Origin of the sequence: Alteromonas sp. V450 (assembly GCF_001885075.1) — a bacterium.
In the GTDB taxonomy this organism is placed as follows: domain Bacteria; phylum Pseudomonadota; class Gammaproteobacteria; order Enterobacterales; family Alteromonadaceae; genus Alteromonas.
Genome location: NZ_MODU01000004.1, coordinates 3,431,267 through 3,449,743, shown reverse-complemented (window position 1 = coordinate 3,449,743; position 18,477 = coordinate 3,431,267). Strand labels below are relative to the sequence as shown.

The following is an 18,477-nucleotide window of genomic DNA, read 5'->3' as shown; positions in this document are numbered from 1 at the left end:
GGGGGTTCCTACAGAAGCTCTTTGGTAATGATGAAAACAGCAATAACCAGGGTGAAAAACGCAAAGCATTTCTGCAGCGCTACACCGTCTAGCTTTCCCGCTATTTTTGTGGAGATGGCCATGCCAACAAAGGTGGCCAACAGCATAAGTGGCAGTAAAGGCATCTCTAGTTGAATGCCTGTTTGTAAATCGCCGATGAAGCCAAGCAAAGACTTTAAAGCGATGATAAATAAAGATGCACCCACCGCGTTTTGCATTGGCATGCCTAGCATTAGCACCAATGCCGGTATAATAAGAAAGCCCCCACCTGCGCCAAGAATGCCGGTGACTACACCAACTACGGCGCCTTCAATAACTATCAGCCCAATGTTGGGTTGTTTGCGTTCAATAACTTCAGGTGCCGTTGCCGATTTGCTGTAAGCCTTTTTCAGCATCATGCCAGCCGAGGCCAACATAAGCGTGGCAAACAGCACCATAATGCCAAGTTCCTTATCTACAGTTAGCGTTTGAAAAGCAAGGGTATCGGGAATAGCCGGCATTAAGTAAGCCCGCGACAGAAAAACGGCCACAACAGAGGGGATGGCAAACAGCAACGATGTTTTTACGTTAATTAAGCCTTCTCGAAAGTACTTTATTGCACCGAACGCCGCGGTAGTACCCACAAGAAGCAACGAATAGCCAGTCGCAACGCTTGGTGAAACACCCATTAGATAAACCAGAATAGGCACGGTAAGGATAGAGCCCCCTGCGCCAATTACACCTAACACCATTCCCATTAGCACGGCAGTCATGTAGCCAATAAAAATCATATCGACACCTTATTTCATTTTGTTATATGATAGAACAAAATGAATATTAATGTACATCTCAAATATATATTTAATTTTCGTGCTGCTGTAATATTTGAAAATATCGAACTACGCGTTTATGACAAATTCCATGAAAATCAATACGTTTACTAACCTAGCGTTTCGCGCTTTGATTTATATGGCACTGCGAAAAAACCATCTTGTGAAGACAAGCGAGATAGCCGATGCCTACTTTGTGTCGTTCAATCACTTAAAAAAAGTAGTGTCGCTGCTTATTGATGCGGGCTACATCACAGCCATGAAGGGGCGTGGAGGTGGCATTACATTGGCAAAGAACGCAGAAGAAATAAATCTTGGTGATGTGTTTCGGTTAACGGTGGAAGACGTGGCACTAGCAGAGTGCTTTGCGTCGCCAACGAATAAGTGTGTTATTTCGCCAGCATGTCGATTGAAGTCAATTTTGCACAATGCTGCTGATAAATTTATAAGCGAGCTTGACCAGTTTACCCTTCATGATTTGGTGAAAGACCGAGAAGGCGCATTGGCCATGCACCTTGCTATCGATTTTATTGAAGTGGAATAGGCGTACTTAAAGCGCCTTTGTTTGTATGTTGTTGCTTAGTGAAAACGTAATTTAAACAGCGCTTTTCACAAGGTTGAGGAGAGAAAATTGGAAAACTGGACTACAACACCGTTTGAACCGTTAGCCGGTTTGGCAGGCGGGCTGCTTATCGGCTTATCAGTGGTACTTTTGCTTTATACGTTAGGCCGTATTGCAGGCATTTCAGGTATTGCTGCCGGCGCCATGACGCAGCAAGGCGTAGAGCGTTATTGGAGACTGGCTTTTATAGGGGGCATTATTCTATCTGCCGTGCTTTACATAATGTTTGTTGGCGAATTACACATACAACCCCAAATGAGCTCGGCTTGGTTGATAGTAGCAGGCTTACTGGTGGGCTTTGGTACACGCCTTGGTTCGGGGTGTACATCTGGCCATGGCGTTGCTGGTCTTTCTCGGTTGTCGCCTCGCTCTATTGTGGCAACACTAACGTTTATGGCTGCCGCAGTAGTTACCACCACCGTCATCAGACACCTGTAAGTAATCGAGGAGAATATACAATGAAATCAATTATTGCCTCGCTGGTTTGCGGGCTTCTGTTTGGCTTTGGCCTTATTGTGTCAGGTATGAGCAACCCAGCCCGTGTACTGAACTTTTTAGACCTTAGCGCCAATTGGGATGCCACCTTAGCATTTGTTATGGGCGGCGCTATTTTAGTGGCTGCGCCAGGTATGTACTGGGTGCGTAAGCGCAACAAGCCTTTGTTTGCCGATAAGTTTGATATACCAACCAGTAACACTATCGACGCGAAGCTCATTTTTGGTGCTATTGCGTTTGGCATTGGCTGGGGAATAAGCGGTTTTTGCCCAGGCCCTGCAGTAGTGGCGATCGCCTCGCTTCAAACTGATGTGCTGTTGTTTGTAAGTGCCATGATTGTTGGCATGCTGGCCCAGCATTGGTTGAAGCCCAAGGCGGCTTAATAGGTCAATGCGCCTTTTAAATTCGTACATAAACTGTTGGTTCACTTAACCATAAAGCGTTGTTTTGGTTTGCAAATGCCTGTTGCTGTATGCCCCTTTCTTGGTAGGAGATGAGACTTACATTGTCTCCTGCCAAGGGTTATTCCTGCTTTATCCGTTTGTGGATATAGCATGTAAAAGCTGCTTGCGGTGACGCTCACTCCCCTATTTACCTTGTTATAGCGCTATGTGACTACGCCACTCTAAAAGGCCGCTTCAACCGTCGCTATTCAAGAATAACGAGAGCTGTTGAAAATGCAGCAATACTTAACGAGCCTTGCGTCACAAACTCGCTTAATTCACCCGCATCGCTTTTCCAAAGCTTAACTTTTGTTGAAGCCATAAAGCCCAATGGAAGGGGCATTTCATGGGTATCATAAGACAAGTTCACAGCAACATAGATACGCCTTTTTTCTGTTGTCACAGAAAAAGCCAGAAGCTGTTTTATCTCATCAAGATGGTAAACATTAAATGTGCCAGCAGCGTCAGCTTTCAACGCTTCTGTTAGCTCTAATGCTGTATTTTTCTGTAGGGCAAAGTTGTGCAATAACAGCGCGCTTTCTTTATCTAAAGGTAGCGTCATAAATAGCGTAGTAAGCAGCGCCATCTCTCTTTCATCAAGCGCTAGCTCACATTGACTAACTTGCTGTTCCAAGGCTAACTGTGATGGTTCAGAAGAAAAAGCTTTGCGTAATACATTCGCTAACATGTTTACCGAACGGGTTTCATCTTTTTCCTTCAACAAACTACATACTGCTTGTGAAATTAATCGCGCTCGCTTTTTATTAAGCGCCGATGTTTGAGCATCACTTTGTGTATCAGCCTTTTCAATAAACGCGAAAAAACCGATACCGCTAACTAATAAAACGCAGATTAAAAGCCATTTTAGTAAGCCGATCCGGTTCAACGTTTAGCCCCCTTCCCTTTCAACAAACCTACCCCTAATGCGGCCATGGCTACCGCAATAACGCCATTCAAATAGTTAAAAAACGCATAGGGCGCATAGTCGAGAACCTCAACACCAAGTGTTGCAGAATAAAACGCACCGGCGGTTGTCCAAGGAATAAGCCCCGTGGTCATGGTTGCCCCCTCTTCTACCGACCTTGATAGCACGGCAGGGTCAAGGTGCTGCTGTTCATATTTTGGTTTAAACAGTTGGCAATTTAAAATAATCGAAATGTAAGCCTCGCCCATGGCCACATTACCTAAAAACCCCGATGCTATAGTTACTGCAATTAAGGTTGCCGTGCGCTTTACACGTTCAATAACGCCTGCCAGCAAAACCGCTAAAAAACCAGCGCCGTGCAATATGCCGCCTAATGCTATTGCCATTAAGGCGAGGAGCAACGTCCAACTCATACTGCTGATGCCGCCCCTACCTAAAAGCGCATCTAAATTCTCGATGCCCGTATTTTGTGGTGTGTTTTCCCACAGCGCGTTAAGCACGCTAATAGTGTTGGTGCCTTGGTAGAAAATAGCGATGATAACGGCAAGCAGAATACTGCACGACATGGTCACTTCAGCCGGCACTTTTTTAATGCTTAATACTGTAAGCAATACTAGAGGTAACAGTGTTATGTAGGGTGCAAGGTTATAGTGGCTGGCAAGCGCGGCTTTAATTTCAATTATCTGTTCAACATTTAAATTCTGGCTTGCATAACTAACACCTATTACCAGGAAAATGATGAAGGTGACAAGAAAGCTAGGCAACGTAGTGAGCAACATGGCGTACATGTGCCGATAAAGGTTGGTGCCTGCACTCATGGCCGCAAGGTTGGTGGTATCAGAAACCGGTGACATTTTATCGCCAAACGTTGCGCCGCATACTACCATGGCCGCCACAATAGGTAGGGGAATGTTCATGGCAGTGCCAATACCCATTAGCACCACACCCATTGTGCCTACCGTACCCCACGATGTACCTGTAGCCACCGACATTACCGCACACAAAATTAACCCCACCGCTAAAAATATGCTTGGGCTTAGCCAACTTAATCCGTAGTAAATAAGCGTTGAGATAGTGCCGCTTTGCATAAAGCTGGCGATAACCATACCTATAAGGATAAAGATATAGATTGCCGGCATAGCCCGAGTTAATGCACTGGTCATTAACTCTCGAATTTGCAGATACGAGTACCCCAAACTAAAGGCGTTAATACCGGCCCACAGTAAACACAAAAATATAAGCGCGTGCAGGCTAATACCAAGGCCAAACAACCCACCCGCTATTAGTGCCACAATAACGCTAAAACAAAGCAGTGACTGAGCAAAACTGGGGCTACGTAAAACCTGAGGCGATGTTACTGACACGTGGGTACGCTTAAAAGTGAAGTACTGAATTTTAGTATAACGACTTTGCGATGTGTTGGATCAACTTTAACGTTGCATACGTTTGGGATGCGCTTAGTGCTTAAGAAAGTAATGGCCCTTTCAGTCAATTAGTGCTGCCTAACAGAGGAAAATGAAGGGTAACCATTCTCATAAAACACCATAAATGACACTTTAACACTCTAAACACCATTTATGGCTATTTAATTGACACGTCATAGTAAAGCGCCATAATCAAAGAATTACGTCGCAAATCGCTATATTTGGTGTTTTATGGGTAAAGTTGAATATACGAAAAAACTGCTTGGCAACCTCGTAAAGCAAGCGAGAGCTGTTTCCATGGATCAAGAAGAGTTAGCGCTTAGAGCCGGGACCAGTAAAAATACTGTTAGTAGATTAGAGCGAGGAAAAGGCATAAATTCGGATACCTTGCTTACAATATTAAAACAACTCGAAGTGCTTGATCCTCTTATTGAAGCCATCGAAAAAGAGTACGAGTTTGTAAGCGATAACCCGTTGAGGAAAAGCTCACGCGCAGAAAAGGAATTACCTAATGACTTCTAGGACTTATGTCTCTATTGATGGGCTCGAAAATGAGCCAATACTATGTGACGTTGTTAAAATAGACCCGAAAACGAATATGCGGAAATTTCGATTTAGACAACGCTACCTGCAAAGGGATGATTATTTTGAGCAGGTGGTCTAGTCATGGCAATTGTGTTGAGCACTCCGCAAACCATTTCACATTTACTGGCGCAAAAACTTGCGATCCCCAATTACCAACGCGCTTATAAGTGGCAGCCGAAACATGTCAACCAGTTGATTGACGACATATTTCATCACCGCATTAAACCTTGCTACCGTTTAGGTACGGTGGTGCTGCATCAAGATAAAGACAACGATGTTCTCAACATAGTTGATGGCCAACAGCGTCTTCTGACCTTGTCGCTGCTTTGTACTATTTTAAACGAATCAGGGAAACTCATTTCCTCTCCTCTTCTCGAACACAAATTTGAGTCATCCGTTAGTATTGAAAACCTCAAATGTAATGCGCAGATCATCGCTAAACGGGTTGGAAGTCTTTCTGGAATTGAAAGACAAGAACTACTGAATTTCGTTCTTAATAAGTGTGAGCTTATTCAAGTGACATTGGACGATTTAAGTGAAGCATTCCAATTCTTCGACTCACAAAATGCGCGTGGTAAGGCACTAGCTCCTCATGATCTACTAAAAGCTTTCCACCTGCGCGAAATGATGGACTCTAGCGAACAAAGCGAACGGCTGCATCACGTTAGCTTATGGGAGAAAGGTATAAATCCTGACGATAATTCAGCGAATCTACACACGATTATGGGCGAATTCTTGTTCCGAATGCGTCGCTGGATTGATGGTGACTATGGCATCCAGTTTAGTCGGCACAATATTGATGTATTCAAGGGTATTAATTTAGACAAGACGCAGTACGTTTATGCGGATGCAATACTTGCCCTTAACTATGCAGTTGAAAGCTTCAATACTGATATTGCGCGTAAATGGGACAGGCAAACTAAAAATTACCCGTTTCAAGTGGATCAAGTGATAATCAACGGCAAACGCTTTTTTGAGTATGTCCAGCATTACATAGCAATGCATTCAAAGCTATTTGTTGGGGAAAAGGCGCTGCTTAATTCGTTCCTAAATCAGCATACCAAATACCCTGGTTGTTTCCGCAAAGGGGATGTTTACGTTAAAAATCTATTTCTATGTTCGGTTATGTACTACTACGACAAGTTTGGTGATGTGGAGTTAGAAAAAGTAGCACAAATATGTTTTTGCTGGAGCTATTCGTTACGTCTTGAGTTACAGCGTATCGGTATAGAGTCGGTAGACAATCACGCTAAAGCTCGTAGTGGCCTATTAAGAGCCATCAGTAAAGCAATTCATTCTCAACAAGTATTGAATTATCAGCCTCGTTATATCCAAGAGCCTAAATTCACGAATGCCATGGACGTGCAAGCATCTATTAAAGCAATGACATTTGGAAGTTCACATTGAGTAAACATAATCAAGTAACGCAGCTATCTGTACGAGAACTTTTTAATAGCAACACCCAATACATCATCCCTATTTATCAGCGGAACTATGCCTGGGGCGCACCAGAGATTGAGCAGCTTATTCAAGATATTAGTGACGCAGCAGGGCTTATTACTGAAGTAGATGAAACTACTGCAGCAAAACAAGCAAAGTATTATTTAGGTAGTCTTGTTGTTTACGAACGTACAACTATCGCCCAGCAGACCAAAGTAGTGTACGAAACCATCGATGGACAGCAAAGACATACTACGCTGTCTATCTTATTGGCATATCTAAAACATCGGAATGTACTGGGGGTGGATAAATTACAGGAATTAGATCTTAATCTGTCCTTTGATAGTCGCCCCAAATCAACCCGAGCGCTAGATGATATTTATAACGGTATAACTAATGGAGAGTCTGAAGAACCCACCATCCACGCAGCCTTCAACATTGTACAGCGTTACTTCAAAACGAAAGGGCTTGATGTAGCAGCTAAAACTCAGCTGTTTTTTGAGTATCTATTGGATAACGTCATCGTACTAAAAGTTGTTGTTCCACCACAAACCGACCTCAATCACTACTTTGAGATCATGAACAACCGTGGCGAACAGCTGGAGAAGCATGAAGTTTTAAAAGCGAAATTCATGGCTACGCTCGGTAATGACGAAGAAAGAAACTGCTTTTCTGTAATCTGGGACGCATGCTCGAATATGAAGCGTTATACCCAAATGGGTTTTCAATCAGATTTACGCAAAACAATATTCGGCGATGATTGGCAAGCGATGCCAATAAGCTTTGATGCCATTAAAGAAAAGCACAATAGCAGGGTACAAAAGCAAGATGCAATGACGCTTCTGGAAATTATCGACGACAAAGCCCTAACCATTAACAGCAATGACGACGAGCGGGAAAAGGAAGAGCGCTTCGGTACGATAATCGATTTTTCAAACTTTTTACTTCATGTTCTAAAACTGATGAAGCCATGTGAGGGCGTTTCGTTAGATGATAAGAGATTGATTGATGCGTTTATTTCTAAGGACAATGGCTTAAAGGTCGAAGCTAAAGACTTTGTTTATGAATTACTCAAGTACCGCATTCTATTTGATAGCTACATAATTAAACCTAACCAAAGCGATGATAAGCGTAAATGGAGTTTGGCAAGGCTTAACGCTAATAAAAGCGGCAAAAGCTTTAATCCTGTGTATACAAATACCTTTGGCAGTGAGCACAATGAAAAAATTCGCATGATATTATCCATGTTTCATGTATCGAACCCCGCCTTAGTCTATAAACGCTGGCTCAACGACGCATTGGATATCATCAATAAAAACACGGTAAAGCAAAAGAATTTCGCGCTTAATGGTGCAGTATATTTAGCTGAACTTGAAAGGTTAAGCGACCGGTATTTTAACGAAATCACCAACGGAAAAAATTTGGCGTTTAACGAAGATCAACCCGGCGTTTTGCACCAAGGAACCGGAGTACAGAATTTTATTTTTAACCGATTGGACTATCTTATTTGGCGTAGGCTTTCGGCTGGTGAGTCAGTAGATGGTATTAGAAGTGAAGACCTTGGTAAGCATTTTTCCGAGTTCCAGTTCTCTTTTAGGACCTCTGTTGAGCATTATTTCCCCCAAACCAATCCGTTTGGTGCGAAAAAAATGAAGGATGTTGATCGTTTTGGAAACCTATGCTTGATCTCACCGAGCAGTAACTCAAAGCTTAGCAATTACTCACCGTTAGATAAGGCAAAGTTTTATCAACAGAACAATCGTGCTGAAAGCTTAAAACAAGCGATTATGATGAAATATAACGAATGGGGTGCAGAGCCTGGGGAACAAGGGCACAAAAACATCGTTAAGCATGAAGCTGAGATGATAAAGATTTTGCTTAATCAATAATGCGCTTAAACAAGTTTTAATGTAGTAAGTCGCTGTTCTAGGTGTACTAACTCTACGTACAGATGAAAAGAAGAGAAAATGGCCCGCCCTAGAGGATTCGAACCTCTGACCTCGGCCTCCGGAGGGCCGCGCTCTATCCAGCTGAGCTAAGGGCGGATTGTATAAACAACGCTGCGTTTGCATACATGACAATACGCTAATAAGCGCATACTGCAAACGGGGCGTAATAATACTTAGGGCGCGGGCTACCTTCAACTGATTTATTAAATTCTATTTAATAGGCCTTTGTTTGATATTAAAAATCCTTACTTTTTATAGGTAATTGGCCTCAAATAGTTGTCCAGTACCAATTTACCGTTATAATCTGGCCAGTTATATTTTAAACAAATTCATCATTGCCTGGAGACAGATGTGAAATTAAAGACTTGGTTAACTGTTGCTGCTACTGCGCTAACCGTTTTTGCAGCACAAGCACAAGAAATGAGTAACGATGAAATTGCCGAACGTATTAAGCCAGTAGGTAAAGTTCACGTAGCGGGTGCAGCGGCCGAAGGCAGCGCCGCAGCGGCAGGTGGTGCAAAGTCTGGTGAAGACGTTTATAACTCTGCTTGTGTAGCGTGTCACTCAGCAGGTGTGCTTGGTGCACCTAAACTGCAAAACGCAGCAGATTGGCAGCCTCGATTGGACGAGCGTGGTCTTGACGGTGTTTGGCAAAACGCGCTAAACGGCATCAACGCCATGCCTGCACGTGGTACATGCGGTAATTGTACTGACGACGAAATAAAAGCAGCAATCGAGTACATGATTGAAGGTATTTAATTACCTTCAGAAAAGTAACTAGTTGCTTGAAAAAGTAGCGTTTTCCAGCATATTCGGTTAAGTTATGTGTTGAGAAAACGCTCTTTATACTGGCGAACGGAATGTCATTAGATTCAACGCAACTTGAGTTGACAGAAGAGGAACTGCGCGAACTTATTCCGCAGCTTCAACAACTCACTGAAAAATATAAGCGCGCTGAACGTGTTCAGAAGGCGCTTTTTGACATTTCTGAACTTGCCAGTTCTGTAAGCCAGCTCAACCGCCTCTATTCTGCCATTCACGAAATCATTGCTGAGTTCATGAATGCTGACAACTTCTTCGTTGCCTTTTACGAACCCGAAAATCACGTAGTCGACTTCGCTTATTTTGTGGACGAATTCGATGAAAAGACAGTTAAACAGCTTCCTGCCGAAAAACTTATGGATGGCATGACCGGTTATATTTTAAAAACCGGCAATCATTTGTTTTACAAGCGAGACGATGAAGAACGTTTGGCGAATGAATTTGGTAGTAATTGGCGCCATGGTGGTGCAAACTTACGACGAAGGCATTCACTATAGTCAGGAAGACTTAGAGGTTTTGCTGTTTGTTTCTCAACATATCGTTACTACCGTTGATAGGGTTAAGAATCGCGAACTCACTGAACGTACTATTCGAGAACGCACCCGCCAGCTTCGCAAAACCAATGATGACTTACAGGAAGAAATTCTAGAACGTCAAAAAGTTGAGTCGCTGCAACATGCGCTTTTTGAAATATCTGAACTGGCTGCAAATCTAGAAGGAGACATGAATGTTTTTTATTCTAGCCTTCATGAAATTTTGGCGCGCCTAATCAGCGCTCCCAACTGCTACATCGCCATTTTAGATAAGCAACAGGAAAGCCTCTCGTTTCCTTATTTTAGCGATACGGAGCAAGAAACCGTCGAATCGCGACCGCTAGGGCTTGGGCTTACGGAATTCGTGCTTCGCACGGGGCAAGCAGAACTTATTAACCCACCACGGGTGCTGGAGCTTGCTGAGTCTGGTGATTTAGACGTTTCAGTGGCGCAAACTATGCTAAATAGCGCCAACTCTTGGCTTGGCTCACCGCTAATTGTTGATGGCGAGATAGCCGGTGTTATTGCTGTGCAAACTTATGGGAAGCATGCCAAATACACCAATCGCGACCAAGAGTTACTGCGCTTTGTATCGCACCATATAGCAGTGGCCATGGAGCGTAAACGCAACACCGAGTCAATGCAGCGCTATAACATACAGCTTGAAGAGCGGGTTAAAGAGCGCACAGCAGAGCTCGATCGCGCCAACAAGTTTTTAAAACAGCAGATTGAAGAGCGTAAAGAAATAGAATTAAAGCTTATTCACGACGCGCATCACGACTCGCTCACGGACCTTCCTAACCGAAGTATGTTTACCAGTCGTCTTGAATTGGCCATAGCGAGTAAACAACGCTATGGCGAAAACCTGTTTGCTGTTTTGTTTATCGACCTAGACCGGTTTAAGGTAATTAACGACACGCTGGGTCATCATGCCGGCGACGAGTTTCTTGTAGAGGTCTCTCGACGTATCGCACTTTGTATTCGAGGCCATGACCTGTTAGCCCGTTTAGGCGGTGATGAATTTGTGGTGTTACTCGATAACTTTGAAGATGAAAGTGATGTTGAAGAAGTCGCAAACCGCATAATTGAATCGATTTCTGAGCCATTTTTACTCGACGGCCGCGAGATGTACTCTGGCGCAAGCGTCGGGATTGCTCATCTAGAAAGCTACTATCGAAGTGCCGATGAAGTGTTGCGCGACGCCGATGCGGCAATGTATCAGGCGAAAACGCTCGGCCGCGGCAGATTTGTGATGTTCGATAAAAGCATGCGCGATCGCCTAATTGAAGAGCTTGAATTAGAAAACGAGTTCAGGCACGCACTCAGAGACGAGGCGTTTGATTATTTTTTACAGCCCGTGGTCGATGTGCGTAATAGCAGTATTTTATATTGCGAAATGTATATTCGATGGTCTCACCCTGCCTTTGGAAAAATTGCCAGAGAACAGTTCAGACAAGTTGCGGAACACAGCGGCTTAACGCTTGATTTAGACCTTTTTCAATTACACAAAGCGTGCGAGTTGATTAATCATTATCAATCAACTGACGAGCCCATCAGTAAAATTGCGGTAAATGTGTCGATTAATCATCTGCTACAGGCATCAATGGTCAATCAGATGATTTCAGTGATACAAGACGCTGGCGTTCAGCCTAAACAGCTTGTTTTTGAATTTGATGAAAACGATCTTAACCGTCGTTCACAGTTTATTTTACCTGCTATTAAAAAACTCAAGCGCGCAGGTGTTACTTTGGTTTTAGATAACTTTGGTAGCGGGCTTGCCTCGCTCAGTTATTTGTTTGCTTACCCCTTCGACTTTATAAAAATAGACCATCGGTTTGTAAAGTCACTGCCTCGTTCGCAGCGCAACCTGAAGCTCATTCAATCGGTCATGCTTATATCTGAACATTTGAAGTTTCAAGTCATTGCCGAAGGCGTAGATTCTCAGGCGCAACTAGACGCGTTATCTGAAATAGAATGTTGCTATGCGCAAGGCAAGATTTTAAAACACGCCAAAGTGCTCGATATGGCGCAGCTGGCCAGCTAGCAAAGCACGAGTTAGCCACCGCCAAATAGCGGCTCGGCCGCTGCCTATCGCTTTTACTTTTTACCCAAAATCCCCCTAAGGTTAGCAATACCAACCTGCGCCTTTTGCTGACGCTCTTCTTTGGTTACTTTTGGCTTTTGGTTTTCCCACTGTACGTCATCAGCCGGCAATTCAAATAAAAAGCGGCTGGGCTCTGGATTAATGACTTCACCGAACTGCCTGCGCTCTTTAGCAAGGCTGAAAACAAGCTCTCGCTGAGCACGCGTAATACCCACGTAAGCAAGTCGGCGCTCTTCTTCTACGTTATCTTCGTCAATGCTGCTTTGGTGTGGCAATAGGCCTTCTTCCATGCCCACTAAGAATACAATAGGAAATTCCAAACCTTTTGAGGCATGCAGCGTCATTAACTGTACTTGGTCCCCTTCCCCGTCGTCTTCGCCGCGCTCCATCATGTCACGCAATATCAGACGGTTCACCACTTCGGTTAATGTCATGGGTTGGTCTAGGTCATTGCCTTCCAGCATATCGTTAACCCAACCGAACAAGGTACTTACGTTGGCCATGGCCATTTCAGCAGCTTTAGGGCTGGCGCTGGTTTCATACAGCCATTCTTCATAACCCATGGTGCGGATCATGGTGCGCACTGCATCGGCAGTGTTGCCACGCTCTGCATTGTCCGACAACTCAACCACCCAACGGGCAAAGGTAGAAACCGAATGAAAGGCTTTGTCGGGCAGCACGCTATTTAAGTTAGGGTGCGTCGCCGCTTCGAACATAGACACGCCCAAGCTATTTGCAAAGTTACCCAGTTTTTCCAGCGTAGCGCGGCCTATACCGCGCCCTGGCGTGTTAATAATGCGAAGCAAAGCGTTATCGTCGTCTTGGTTCACCAACAACCTTAAATACGCCATAATGTCTTTCACTTCAGCACGACCAAAGAACGACATACCGCCGCTGATTTTGTACGGAATGCGGTTACTCATTAACAGCTTTTCAAAAATACGACTTTGGTGATTCCCGCGATACAAAATGGCGTAGTCTTTAAACTGGGTGCGGTTCATGAACTTGTGCGCCAGCAGTTCTGCCACCACGCGCTCACCTTCATGCTCTTCGTTCTTCGCCTCTATCACTTTTAGCGGCTCGCCGTACTGCAGCTCTGAGAACAGGGTTTTATCGAACAAATGCGGATTGTTCTGAATAAGAATATTCGCGCAATGCAGAATACGGCCTGACGAGCGGTAATTTTGCTGTAGCTTAATGACGTTTAAGCGCGGAAAGTCTTGCTGTAACAGGTGCAAATTCTGCGGCTTAGCGCCACGCCATGAATAGATAGACTGGTCATCGTCGCCCACCACAGTAAAGCGCGCACGCTCACCTACTAATAGCTTTACCAACTCGTACTGACTGGTATTGGTATCTTGGTACTCATCCACCAGCAAATAGCGAATTTTGCTCTGCCATTTGGCTCTTATTGCTTCGCTACTTTTTAAAAGTAATGTAGGTAATAAAATTAGGTCGTCGAAGTCTAGCGCGTTATATGCCTTAAGGTTGTCTTGGTAACGCTTGTAGGCTTCTGCAAACTCTCTCTCACCCGTGCTGGTTGCTGATTTTAATAAAGCATCAGGCAAGATAAGATCGTTTTTCCAGTTCGAGATGCAGCTTTGTAAAAGCTGAAGCTGATCTTTATCGCCATCGAGGGTGTCGGACGTCAAATCGTTAAGCAACGCGAATGAGTCTTTATCGTCAAATAACGAGAAGCCCGGCTTTAGGCCTAAGTCTTTTACATGAGCTTTAATAATGGTTAAGCCCATGGTGTGGAAGGTTGACACTTTTAACCCGCGTGCTTCTGGCTTACCCAAGGTTTGCGCAACACGTTCTTTCATTTCACGTGCGGCTTTGTTGGTGAAGGTAACCGCTGCAATATAGCGCGCTGGCATATCGCAGTTTCTAACTAAATGAGCAATTTTGTTGGTAATTACACGGGTTTTACCACTGCCCGCCCCTGCCAGCACCAAACATGGGCCAGACACATAGGTAACGGCAGATTCTTGAGCTTCATTTAGTTTCATTTAATACCTAAAACAACGTACATTTTGGGCGCGACACAGTTTTCATTGCATGTCGTGTCGATACCGATAGAATAGCTTTCACATTTTGAGCTGCGCATTATAAGGGAATTCCATGTTGGATCCGAAGAAACTCGAAGATTTAGCGAAACAAATTGCTGATGCCGTACCACCTGGCGTTAAAAACATGGCTGAAGAAGCCGAAGGTCGAGTAAAGGCAGTATTGCAGTCGCAGCTGTCTAAGCTAGATTTAGTAACTCGTGAAGAGTTCGATATTCAAAGCCAAGTGCTTATTCGTACTCGCGAAAAGCTAGACGCAATGGAAAGCCGCATTGCAGAGCTTGAAGCAAAGCTAGCAGAAAAGTAGCTATTCACAGCTTATAGAAACCACAAAAAGCGCCTTTATGGCGTTTTTTTATTGAAACCGATAAATTAAAAAATGCTCTTCTGTCTTTGCAAAAGCACAGAACAAAGAAAACGTTACATCAAGATCTCTAAACCTTTCTGCTCAACAAGACTCAGAAGCTTTAAAGAAGTACCTCGAGGCTTTTTGTTCCCCTGCTCCCACTGCTTGATTGTAGATGGCGTGATATTTAAATAGGCAGCAAAAACAGCTTGGCTTACTCTTGCTTTTTCACGGATTGCTTTTATCCGCTGTCCATCATATTGCTTGAGTTTGGGTAAACATAATGCATCAAACTTATGCATAGTCTGCTTATCCATTACTCCGGCTTCGCTCAAGTCTTTTGCAGTACTATGTACTACATCTAAAATGCTTTCTTTCATGTTATCTCACCTCTTCAATACTACCTGAATCAATAGCTTTCTTAAGCTTTTCCTCGCTGTAGTTCAGTAGCTCTTTAGCTAAGAGTTTTAAAGACTTCAACTCTTTAACACTAACGTTAGAGCGGGTGCTTTTGGAAAAACCGTAAATAAAAAAGGCTTTATTATCCACTTGAAAAGCTATGAGGGTTCTTAAACTTCTACTTTTGCCCTGCCCCAAAAGAGGTACTCGCTTTTTATATACGTTTGCACCTAAATCGGCGTCAACTAATCCCTGTTGCATCTCTGCAATTGCTAATTTTAGCAAGCTGTCTGATAAACCTTCCTTACTCGCCCACCTCTTGAACCACTTCAATTTATATATGCGTATAGATTCCATTCGACACCTAAAGTATAACACTTAGTAGCATACTTTGTGCACGAGTTTTAAATACATTTAGTGAGTAAAGCTCGTGCCTATAAAAACTAGTAAATACTTTAGACTGGCTATAATTCAGTTATAAGGGGACATTGGTACAGGTTGAAGTGTGCTGTTGGTAAGTTTTACCTTACCAAATAAAAATGCAGCGCCGTACCAAGCGTAATGGCTAAACCAATGTAGTGGTTTTCAATAAACGCGGTGAAACAGCCTTCACGCTGGCGGCGTTTAATAAGTTGATATTGGCGCACACATAGCAAAGCAGAAAATAGCACCGCTATGTAGTAAGGCCAGGTCGCGTTGATGGTTAAGCCTATGCACCACAGAATAGTTAGCGCCAAGGCTTGCAACAACATCACAATTAATACGTCGTTTTTGCCGAACAGTATAGCGGTAGACTTAACGCCTATTTGCAAATCGTCGTCGCGGTCTACCATGGCGTACATGGTGTCGTACGCTACGGTCCATAGTAAGTTAGCAATAAACAACCACCAAGCGTACGTTGGTACAGTTTCTAGTACGGCCATAAAAGCCATGGGAATGGCCCAACCAAATGCCGCACCCAATACCACCTGCGGCAAGTGGGTATAGCGCTTCATGAAGGGATAGCTTGCAGCAAGCAGTAGCGCAATTACCGACAGCGCAATAGTTTGCCAGTTGAGGAAAAGCACCAGTATAAAAGCGATGGCGATGAGTACACCAAATAGCTGAAGTGCTTGTTTCGCCGACACTTCTTTAGTTGCTAAAGGGCGCTGAGCGGTGCGCTTTACGCTACCATCTACTTTTCTGTCAGCATAGTCGTTAATTACACAACCAGCCGAACGCATAACAATTACACCCGCTACGAAAATTAAAGTAATGCCTAATGACGGCAAACCTTGCGCCGCCATAAGCAGCGCCCACAGCGTAGGCCATAATAATAAATATATGCCAACCGGTTTGTCTAAGCGCATTAATCGCGCGTATGCGTTCCAATTATGCTTCATAGCTTATTTCACATAGAATTAGTAAGAAATTTTGCGTATTTACAACCGCTTTGCACATTACAGCCCGATTTATTATCAGCTTGCTTTTGCGTTTTTCATTGCACAGTAAGCCGGCGCTTCAGGCAGAAACACTTCAGCCACTATCATGCTGTAATTGTCTAATGTAAACAACGAGCGTCGCCCCCACAAAGTATGCGATGTGTTATAGCCAAACGCTGAAGCTGACAACTGGCATAATTGAAACGCTGAGCGTTTAAATCTGGCATCATTGAATAGACGCTTTCCTAACGGCTCATTACCTAACTCAGAAAGTTCTGCATCAACAAACGCTTGAGGGATAATAGAGCGTGCAAATACCCATGGCGTACCGTCACCACACAACAGTATTTCTCGCGCCTGATAACGAGTGTCACCATTGGCGAATAATAGTGATTGCTCACTTGGATGAGGCACTTGTGTCTGCTGGCCTAACAGCTGTAATGCAAAATGCTGACAAGACGCTTGCACCCTTTCTGTTAGCGAACCGGTATCGAGTAGCCAATTTTTCAACTGCGCATCATCTATCAAGATGTCGTCTGGCCCGTGCCAATTTACAGGTAATCCCACTGGAAAGGTGGCAGTAAAACTCACATGAAAAACTCGCATTATTAAACTGTTAGTATCATAACACGGTTCGCCAATCACCTAACAATTTTCAGTGGTTCTACTTTTGCAGTAGTGCGTTTAAAAGAAGTTTTGCTACACTACGGTACAGACGTCATAACTTTTACGATTTGGTTTACTCCATGCTTAAGACTTTATTTTTACGTTGCTTAGCAATAACTTGCTTAGTTTTTGGAAGCGCAAGCGCGTTGCATGCGCAAGAGCAAGCAAACTACGCATATTTAGGCTTAGAACCTGAAATTGTGACGAACTACATTAGCGACAGCGCGAAAAAACTGGGGTACGTAAGAGTACAGATGGAGTTAATGATACACGACGTTGGCCAACTAGAAATTGCCGAGCACCACATGCCATTGTTGCGCTCAACTGCCATAGAAATTTTTGGGCAACAACCCGCAGAAAAGGTAAAGTCGCTAACGGGCCGCGAAGATATCAGACGGGCAATTTTAAAGGCACTTCAAGACCACATGAAGCAAGAGACTGGCGGCGAAGTAATTAAAAATGTGATATTTACTAAGTATTTATACCAAGGCGGCTGATTGCACGCCTTTCTAACGCTTGGCCGCTAGGTTTACAACACCCGCTAGAATGCACCCACACACAAGGCCTGCTGTGTGCGCGGCATTAGCCATATTTACCCATAGAATATCGGCATAACCCAGTACCAGCCACACCAGCATAAAACCCACTATTGAGTTAGGAAGCGACAGGCCCCAGGTAGGCCGCAACCAACCAAGCCACCAAACAAAGCCCATTACTGCATAGACTACACCCGACAGTCCACCGAATAAAAATAGGTCGCCTTGCACCGGTGTACTAAACAGCGCTTGCGCTGCATTTGAAACCACTGCCGACACAATGAACACCAGCAATAGCATGCTCACCCCTAATGTGCGTTCTATTTTGGCGCCCAGCATACACCACCACAGTAAATTGAATACAATGTGAAGCACTGAAAAGTGTATAAAGGCAGGGCCAAGCAAACGCCACCACTCATGGTTTTGCGCCAACGTAGAAAATGGCTGCATCAGTAATTGCTGCGCTATTGGGCTAAACAGGCCCAATAGAGATAAACCGTAAACCAACGCACAAAGCAGAAAAACAACCGATGTAAATGGTGCTTTAATCGCATTGCTTATTACGGTGTTAAAAGAAAAAGTACTGCTAGTTGAAGAAAGCTTCACTTTTTTGCCGCTGTCCCAAGCGGCTTGCTGATATTTTGGGTTAGTTGGGTTTGCCAAAAAATCTTCAGCGATGATCTTAGCGTTATCAACATGTTCAGCATGTTGAAGCACAACAATAAACTCATTGTTTGTATTGCGCTCTTCACTGTTGATAACCACGTCAGCAGGGATGTGCTGACTGGTTAGATAGTTTGCGAGCAAATATGCAGCGTTTTGCTGATTAAACGCAATAAGCGGATGCGCCATT

18 protein-coding genes, 1 tRNA gene and 1 pseudogene are annotated in these 18,477 nt (G+C 44.0%); 10 read left to right on the top strand and 10 right to left on the bottom strand.

All coding sequences use genetic code 11. From position 1 onward, the window contains the following. Positions 1-8 precede the first annotated feature (8 nt). The gene (locus BK026_RS15200; RefSeq protein ID WP_071816603.1) at positions 9-809 is read right to left on the bottom strand and encodes a sulfite exporter TauE/SafE family protein; all 801 of its coding nucleotides are present in this window, start codon (positions 807-809) and stop codon (positions 9-11) included. Positions 810-939: 130 nt separating this feature from the next. Between BK026_RS15200 and BK026_RS15195 the strand changes: the two genes are divergently transcribed. The 3 genes from BK026_RS15195 (at position 940) to BK026_RS15185 (ending at position 2,348) form a co-directional block, all read left to right on the top strand. Further along, positions 940-1,392 (top strand): Rrf2 family transcriptional regulator, encoded by a 453-nt coding sequence (locus tag BK026_RS15195; RefSeq protein WP_071816602.1) that lies wholly within the window; start codon positions 940-942, stop codon positions 1,390-1,392. 87 nt (positions 1,393-1,479) lie between these two features. Beyond that, positions 1,480-1,908: a YeeE/YedE family protein gene (locus BK026_RS15190; RefSeq protein WP_071816601.1), complete on the top strand. Its 429-nt coding sequence runs from the start codon at positions 1,480-1,482 to the stop codon at positions 1,906-1,908. 20 nt (positions 1,909-1,928) lie between these two features. Next, positions 1,929-2,348, top strand: a complete 420-nt coding sequence (locus tag BK026_RS15185; protein WP_071816600.1) for a YeeE/YedE family protein — start codon at positions 1,929-1,931, stop codon at positions 2,346-2,348. A gap of 265 nt (positions 2,349-2,613) precedes the next feature. Here BK026_RS15185 and BK026_RS15180 read toward each other — a convergent pair whose 3' ends face one another. Together BK026_RS15180 and nhaC are read right to left on the bottom strand one after the other, a co-directional pair. Next, on the bottom strand, positions 2,614-3,294 hold the full coding sequence (locus BK026_RS15180; RefSeq protein WP_071816599.1) for a hypothetical protein: 681 nt from the start codon (positions 3,292-3,294) through the stop codon (positions 2,614-2,616). Further along, positions 3,291-4,697: a Na+/H+ antiporter NhaC gene (gene nhaC, locus BK026_RS15175; RefSeq protein ID WP_071816598.1), complete on the bottom strand. Its 1,407-nt coding sequence runs from the start codon at positions 4,695-4,697 to the stop codon at positions 3,291-3,293. The genes BK026_RS15180 and nhaC overlap by 4 nt, the downstream gene beginning before the upstream one ends. A 291-nt stretch (positions 4,698-4,988) precedes the next feature. Between nhaC and BK026_RS15170 the strand changes: the two genes are divergently transcribed. The 3 genes from BK026_RS15170 to BK026_RS15160 all read left to right on the top strand — a co-directional run bounded on the left by BK026_RS15170 (position 4,989) and on the right by BK026_RS15160 (position 8,671). Next, positions 4,989-5,279: a helix-turn-helix domain-containing protein gene (locus tag BK026_RS15170; protein WP_071816597.1), complete on the top strand. Its 291-nt coding sequence runs from the start codon at positions 4,989-4,991 to the stop codon at positions 5,277-5,279. Positions 5,280-5,423: 144 nt separating this feature from the next. Then, entirely contained in the window at positions 5,424-6,749 is a 1,326-nt protein-coding gene (locus BK026_RS15165; protein WP_071816596.1) for a DUF262 domain-containing protein, read from the top strand. Continuing rightward, positions 6,746-8,671 (top strand): DUF262 domain-containing protein, encoded by a 1,926-nt coding sequence (locus BK026_RS15160; RefSeq protein WP_071816595.1) that lies wholly within the window; start codon positions 6,746-6,748, stop codon positions 8,669-8,671. The genes BK026_RS15165 and BK026_RS15160 overlap by 4 nt, the downstream gene beginning before the upstream one ends. Positions 8,672-8,750: 79 nt before the next feature. Here the strand turns inward: BK026_RS15160 and BK026_RS15155 are convergent. Further along, positions 8,751-8,827 (bottom strand) — tRNA-Arg (locus BK026_RS15155). 255 nt (positions 8,828-9,082) lie between these two features. Here BK026_RS15155 and BK026_RS15150 point away from each other — a divergent pair. Further along, positions 9,083-9,490, top strand: coding sequence for a cytochrome c5 family protein (locus BK026_RS15150; protein ID WP_071816594.1), 408 nt, complete (start codon positions 9,083-9,085; stop codon positions 9,488-9,490). A gap of 101 nt (positions 9,491-9,591) precedes the next feature. Further along, positions 9,592-12,130: pseudogene (locus BK026_RS15145) on the top strand (putative bifunctional diguanylate cyclase/phosphodiesterase). Between the two features lie 53 nt (positions 12,131-12,183). On the opposite strand, the gene rep reads toward BK026_RS15145, so the two are convergent. Further along, entirely contained in the window at positions 12,184-14,199 is a 2,016-nt protein-coding gene (rep, locus tag BK026_RS15140) for a DNA helicase Rep (protein ID WP_071816593.1), read from the bottom strand. A gap of 112 nt (positions 14,200-14,311) precedes the next feature. On the opposite strand from rep, the gene BK026_RS15135 reads away from it, so the two are divergent. Beyond that, the gene (locus BK026_RS15135; protein ID WP_014975278.1) at positions 14,312-14,563 is read left to right on the top strand and encodes an accessory factor UbiK family protein; all 252 of its coding nucleotides are present in this window, start codon (positions 14,312-14,314) and stop codon (positions 14,561-14,563) included. A gap of 113 nt (positions 14,564-14,676) precedes the next feature. Here BK026_RS15135 and BK026_RS15130 read toward each other — a convergent pair whose 3' ends face one another. The 4 genes from BK026_RS15130 to BK026_RS15115 form a co-directional block, all read right to left on the bottom strand. Continuing rightward, a complete protein-coding gene (locus tag BK026_RS15130; RefSeq protein ID WP_071816592.1) occupies positions 14,677-14,982 on the bottom strand; it encodes a DNA-binding transcriptional regulator in 306 nt (101 codons plus the stop codon). 1 nt (position 14,983) lies between these two features. Further along, positions 14,984-15,358: a type II toxin-antitoxin system RelE/ParE family toxin gene (locus tag BK026_RS15125; RefSeq protein ID WP_071816591.1), complete on the bottom strand. Its 375-nt coding sequence runs from the start codon at positions 15,356-15,358 to the stop codon at positions 14,984-14,986. Positions 15,359-15,522: 164 nt separating this feature from the next. Beyond that, positions 15,523-16,383, bottom strand: coding sequence for a 4-hydroxybenzoate octaprenyltransferase (gene ubiA, locus BK026_RS15120; RefSeq protein ID WP_071816590.1), 861 nt, complete (start codon positions 16,381-16,383; stop codon positions 15,523-15,525). A 75-nt stretch (positions 16,384-16,458) separates the two neighbouring features. Continuing rightward, complete coding sequence (locus tag BK026_RS15115) at positions 16,459-17,013, bottom strand: chorismate lyase (protein ID WP_083575179.1); 555 nt, start codon at positions 17,011-17,013, stop codon at positions 16,459-16,461. 155 nt (positions 17,014-17,168) lie between these two features. Between BK026_RS15115 and BK026_RS15110 the strand changes: the two genes are divergently transcribed. Beyond that, entirely contained in the window at positions 17,169-17,585 is a 417-nt protein-coding gene (locus tag BK026_RS15110; protein ID WP_071816588.1) for a flagellar basal body-associated protein FliL, read from the top strand. 12 nt (positions 17,586-17,597) lie between these two features. Here the strand turns inward: BK026_RS15110 and glpG are convergent, their stop codons facing one another. Beyond that, positions 17,598-18,476 carry a rhomboid family intramembrane serine protease GlpG gene (glpG, locus tag BK026_RS15105; RefSeq protein ID WP_071816587.1) on the bottom strand — a complete coding sequence of 293 codons (879 nt, stop codon included), beginning with the start codon at positions 18,474-18,476 and terminating at the stop codon, positions 17,598-17,600. Position 18,477 lies beyond the last annotated feature (1 nt).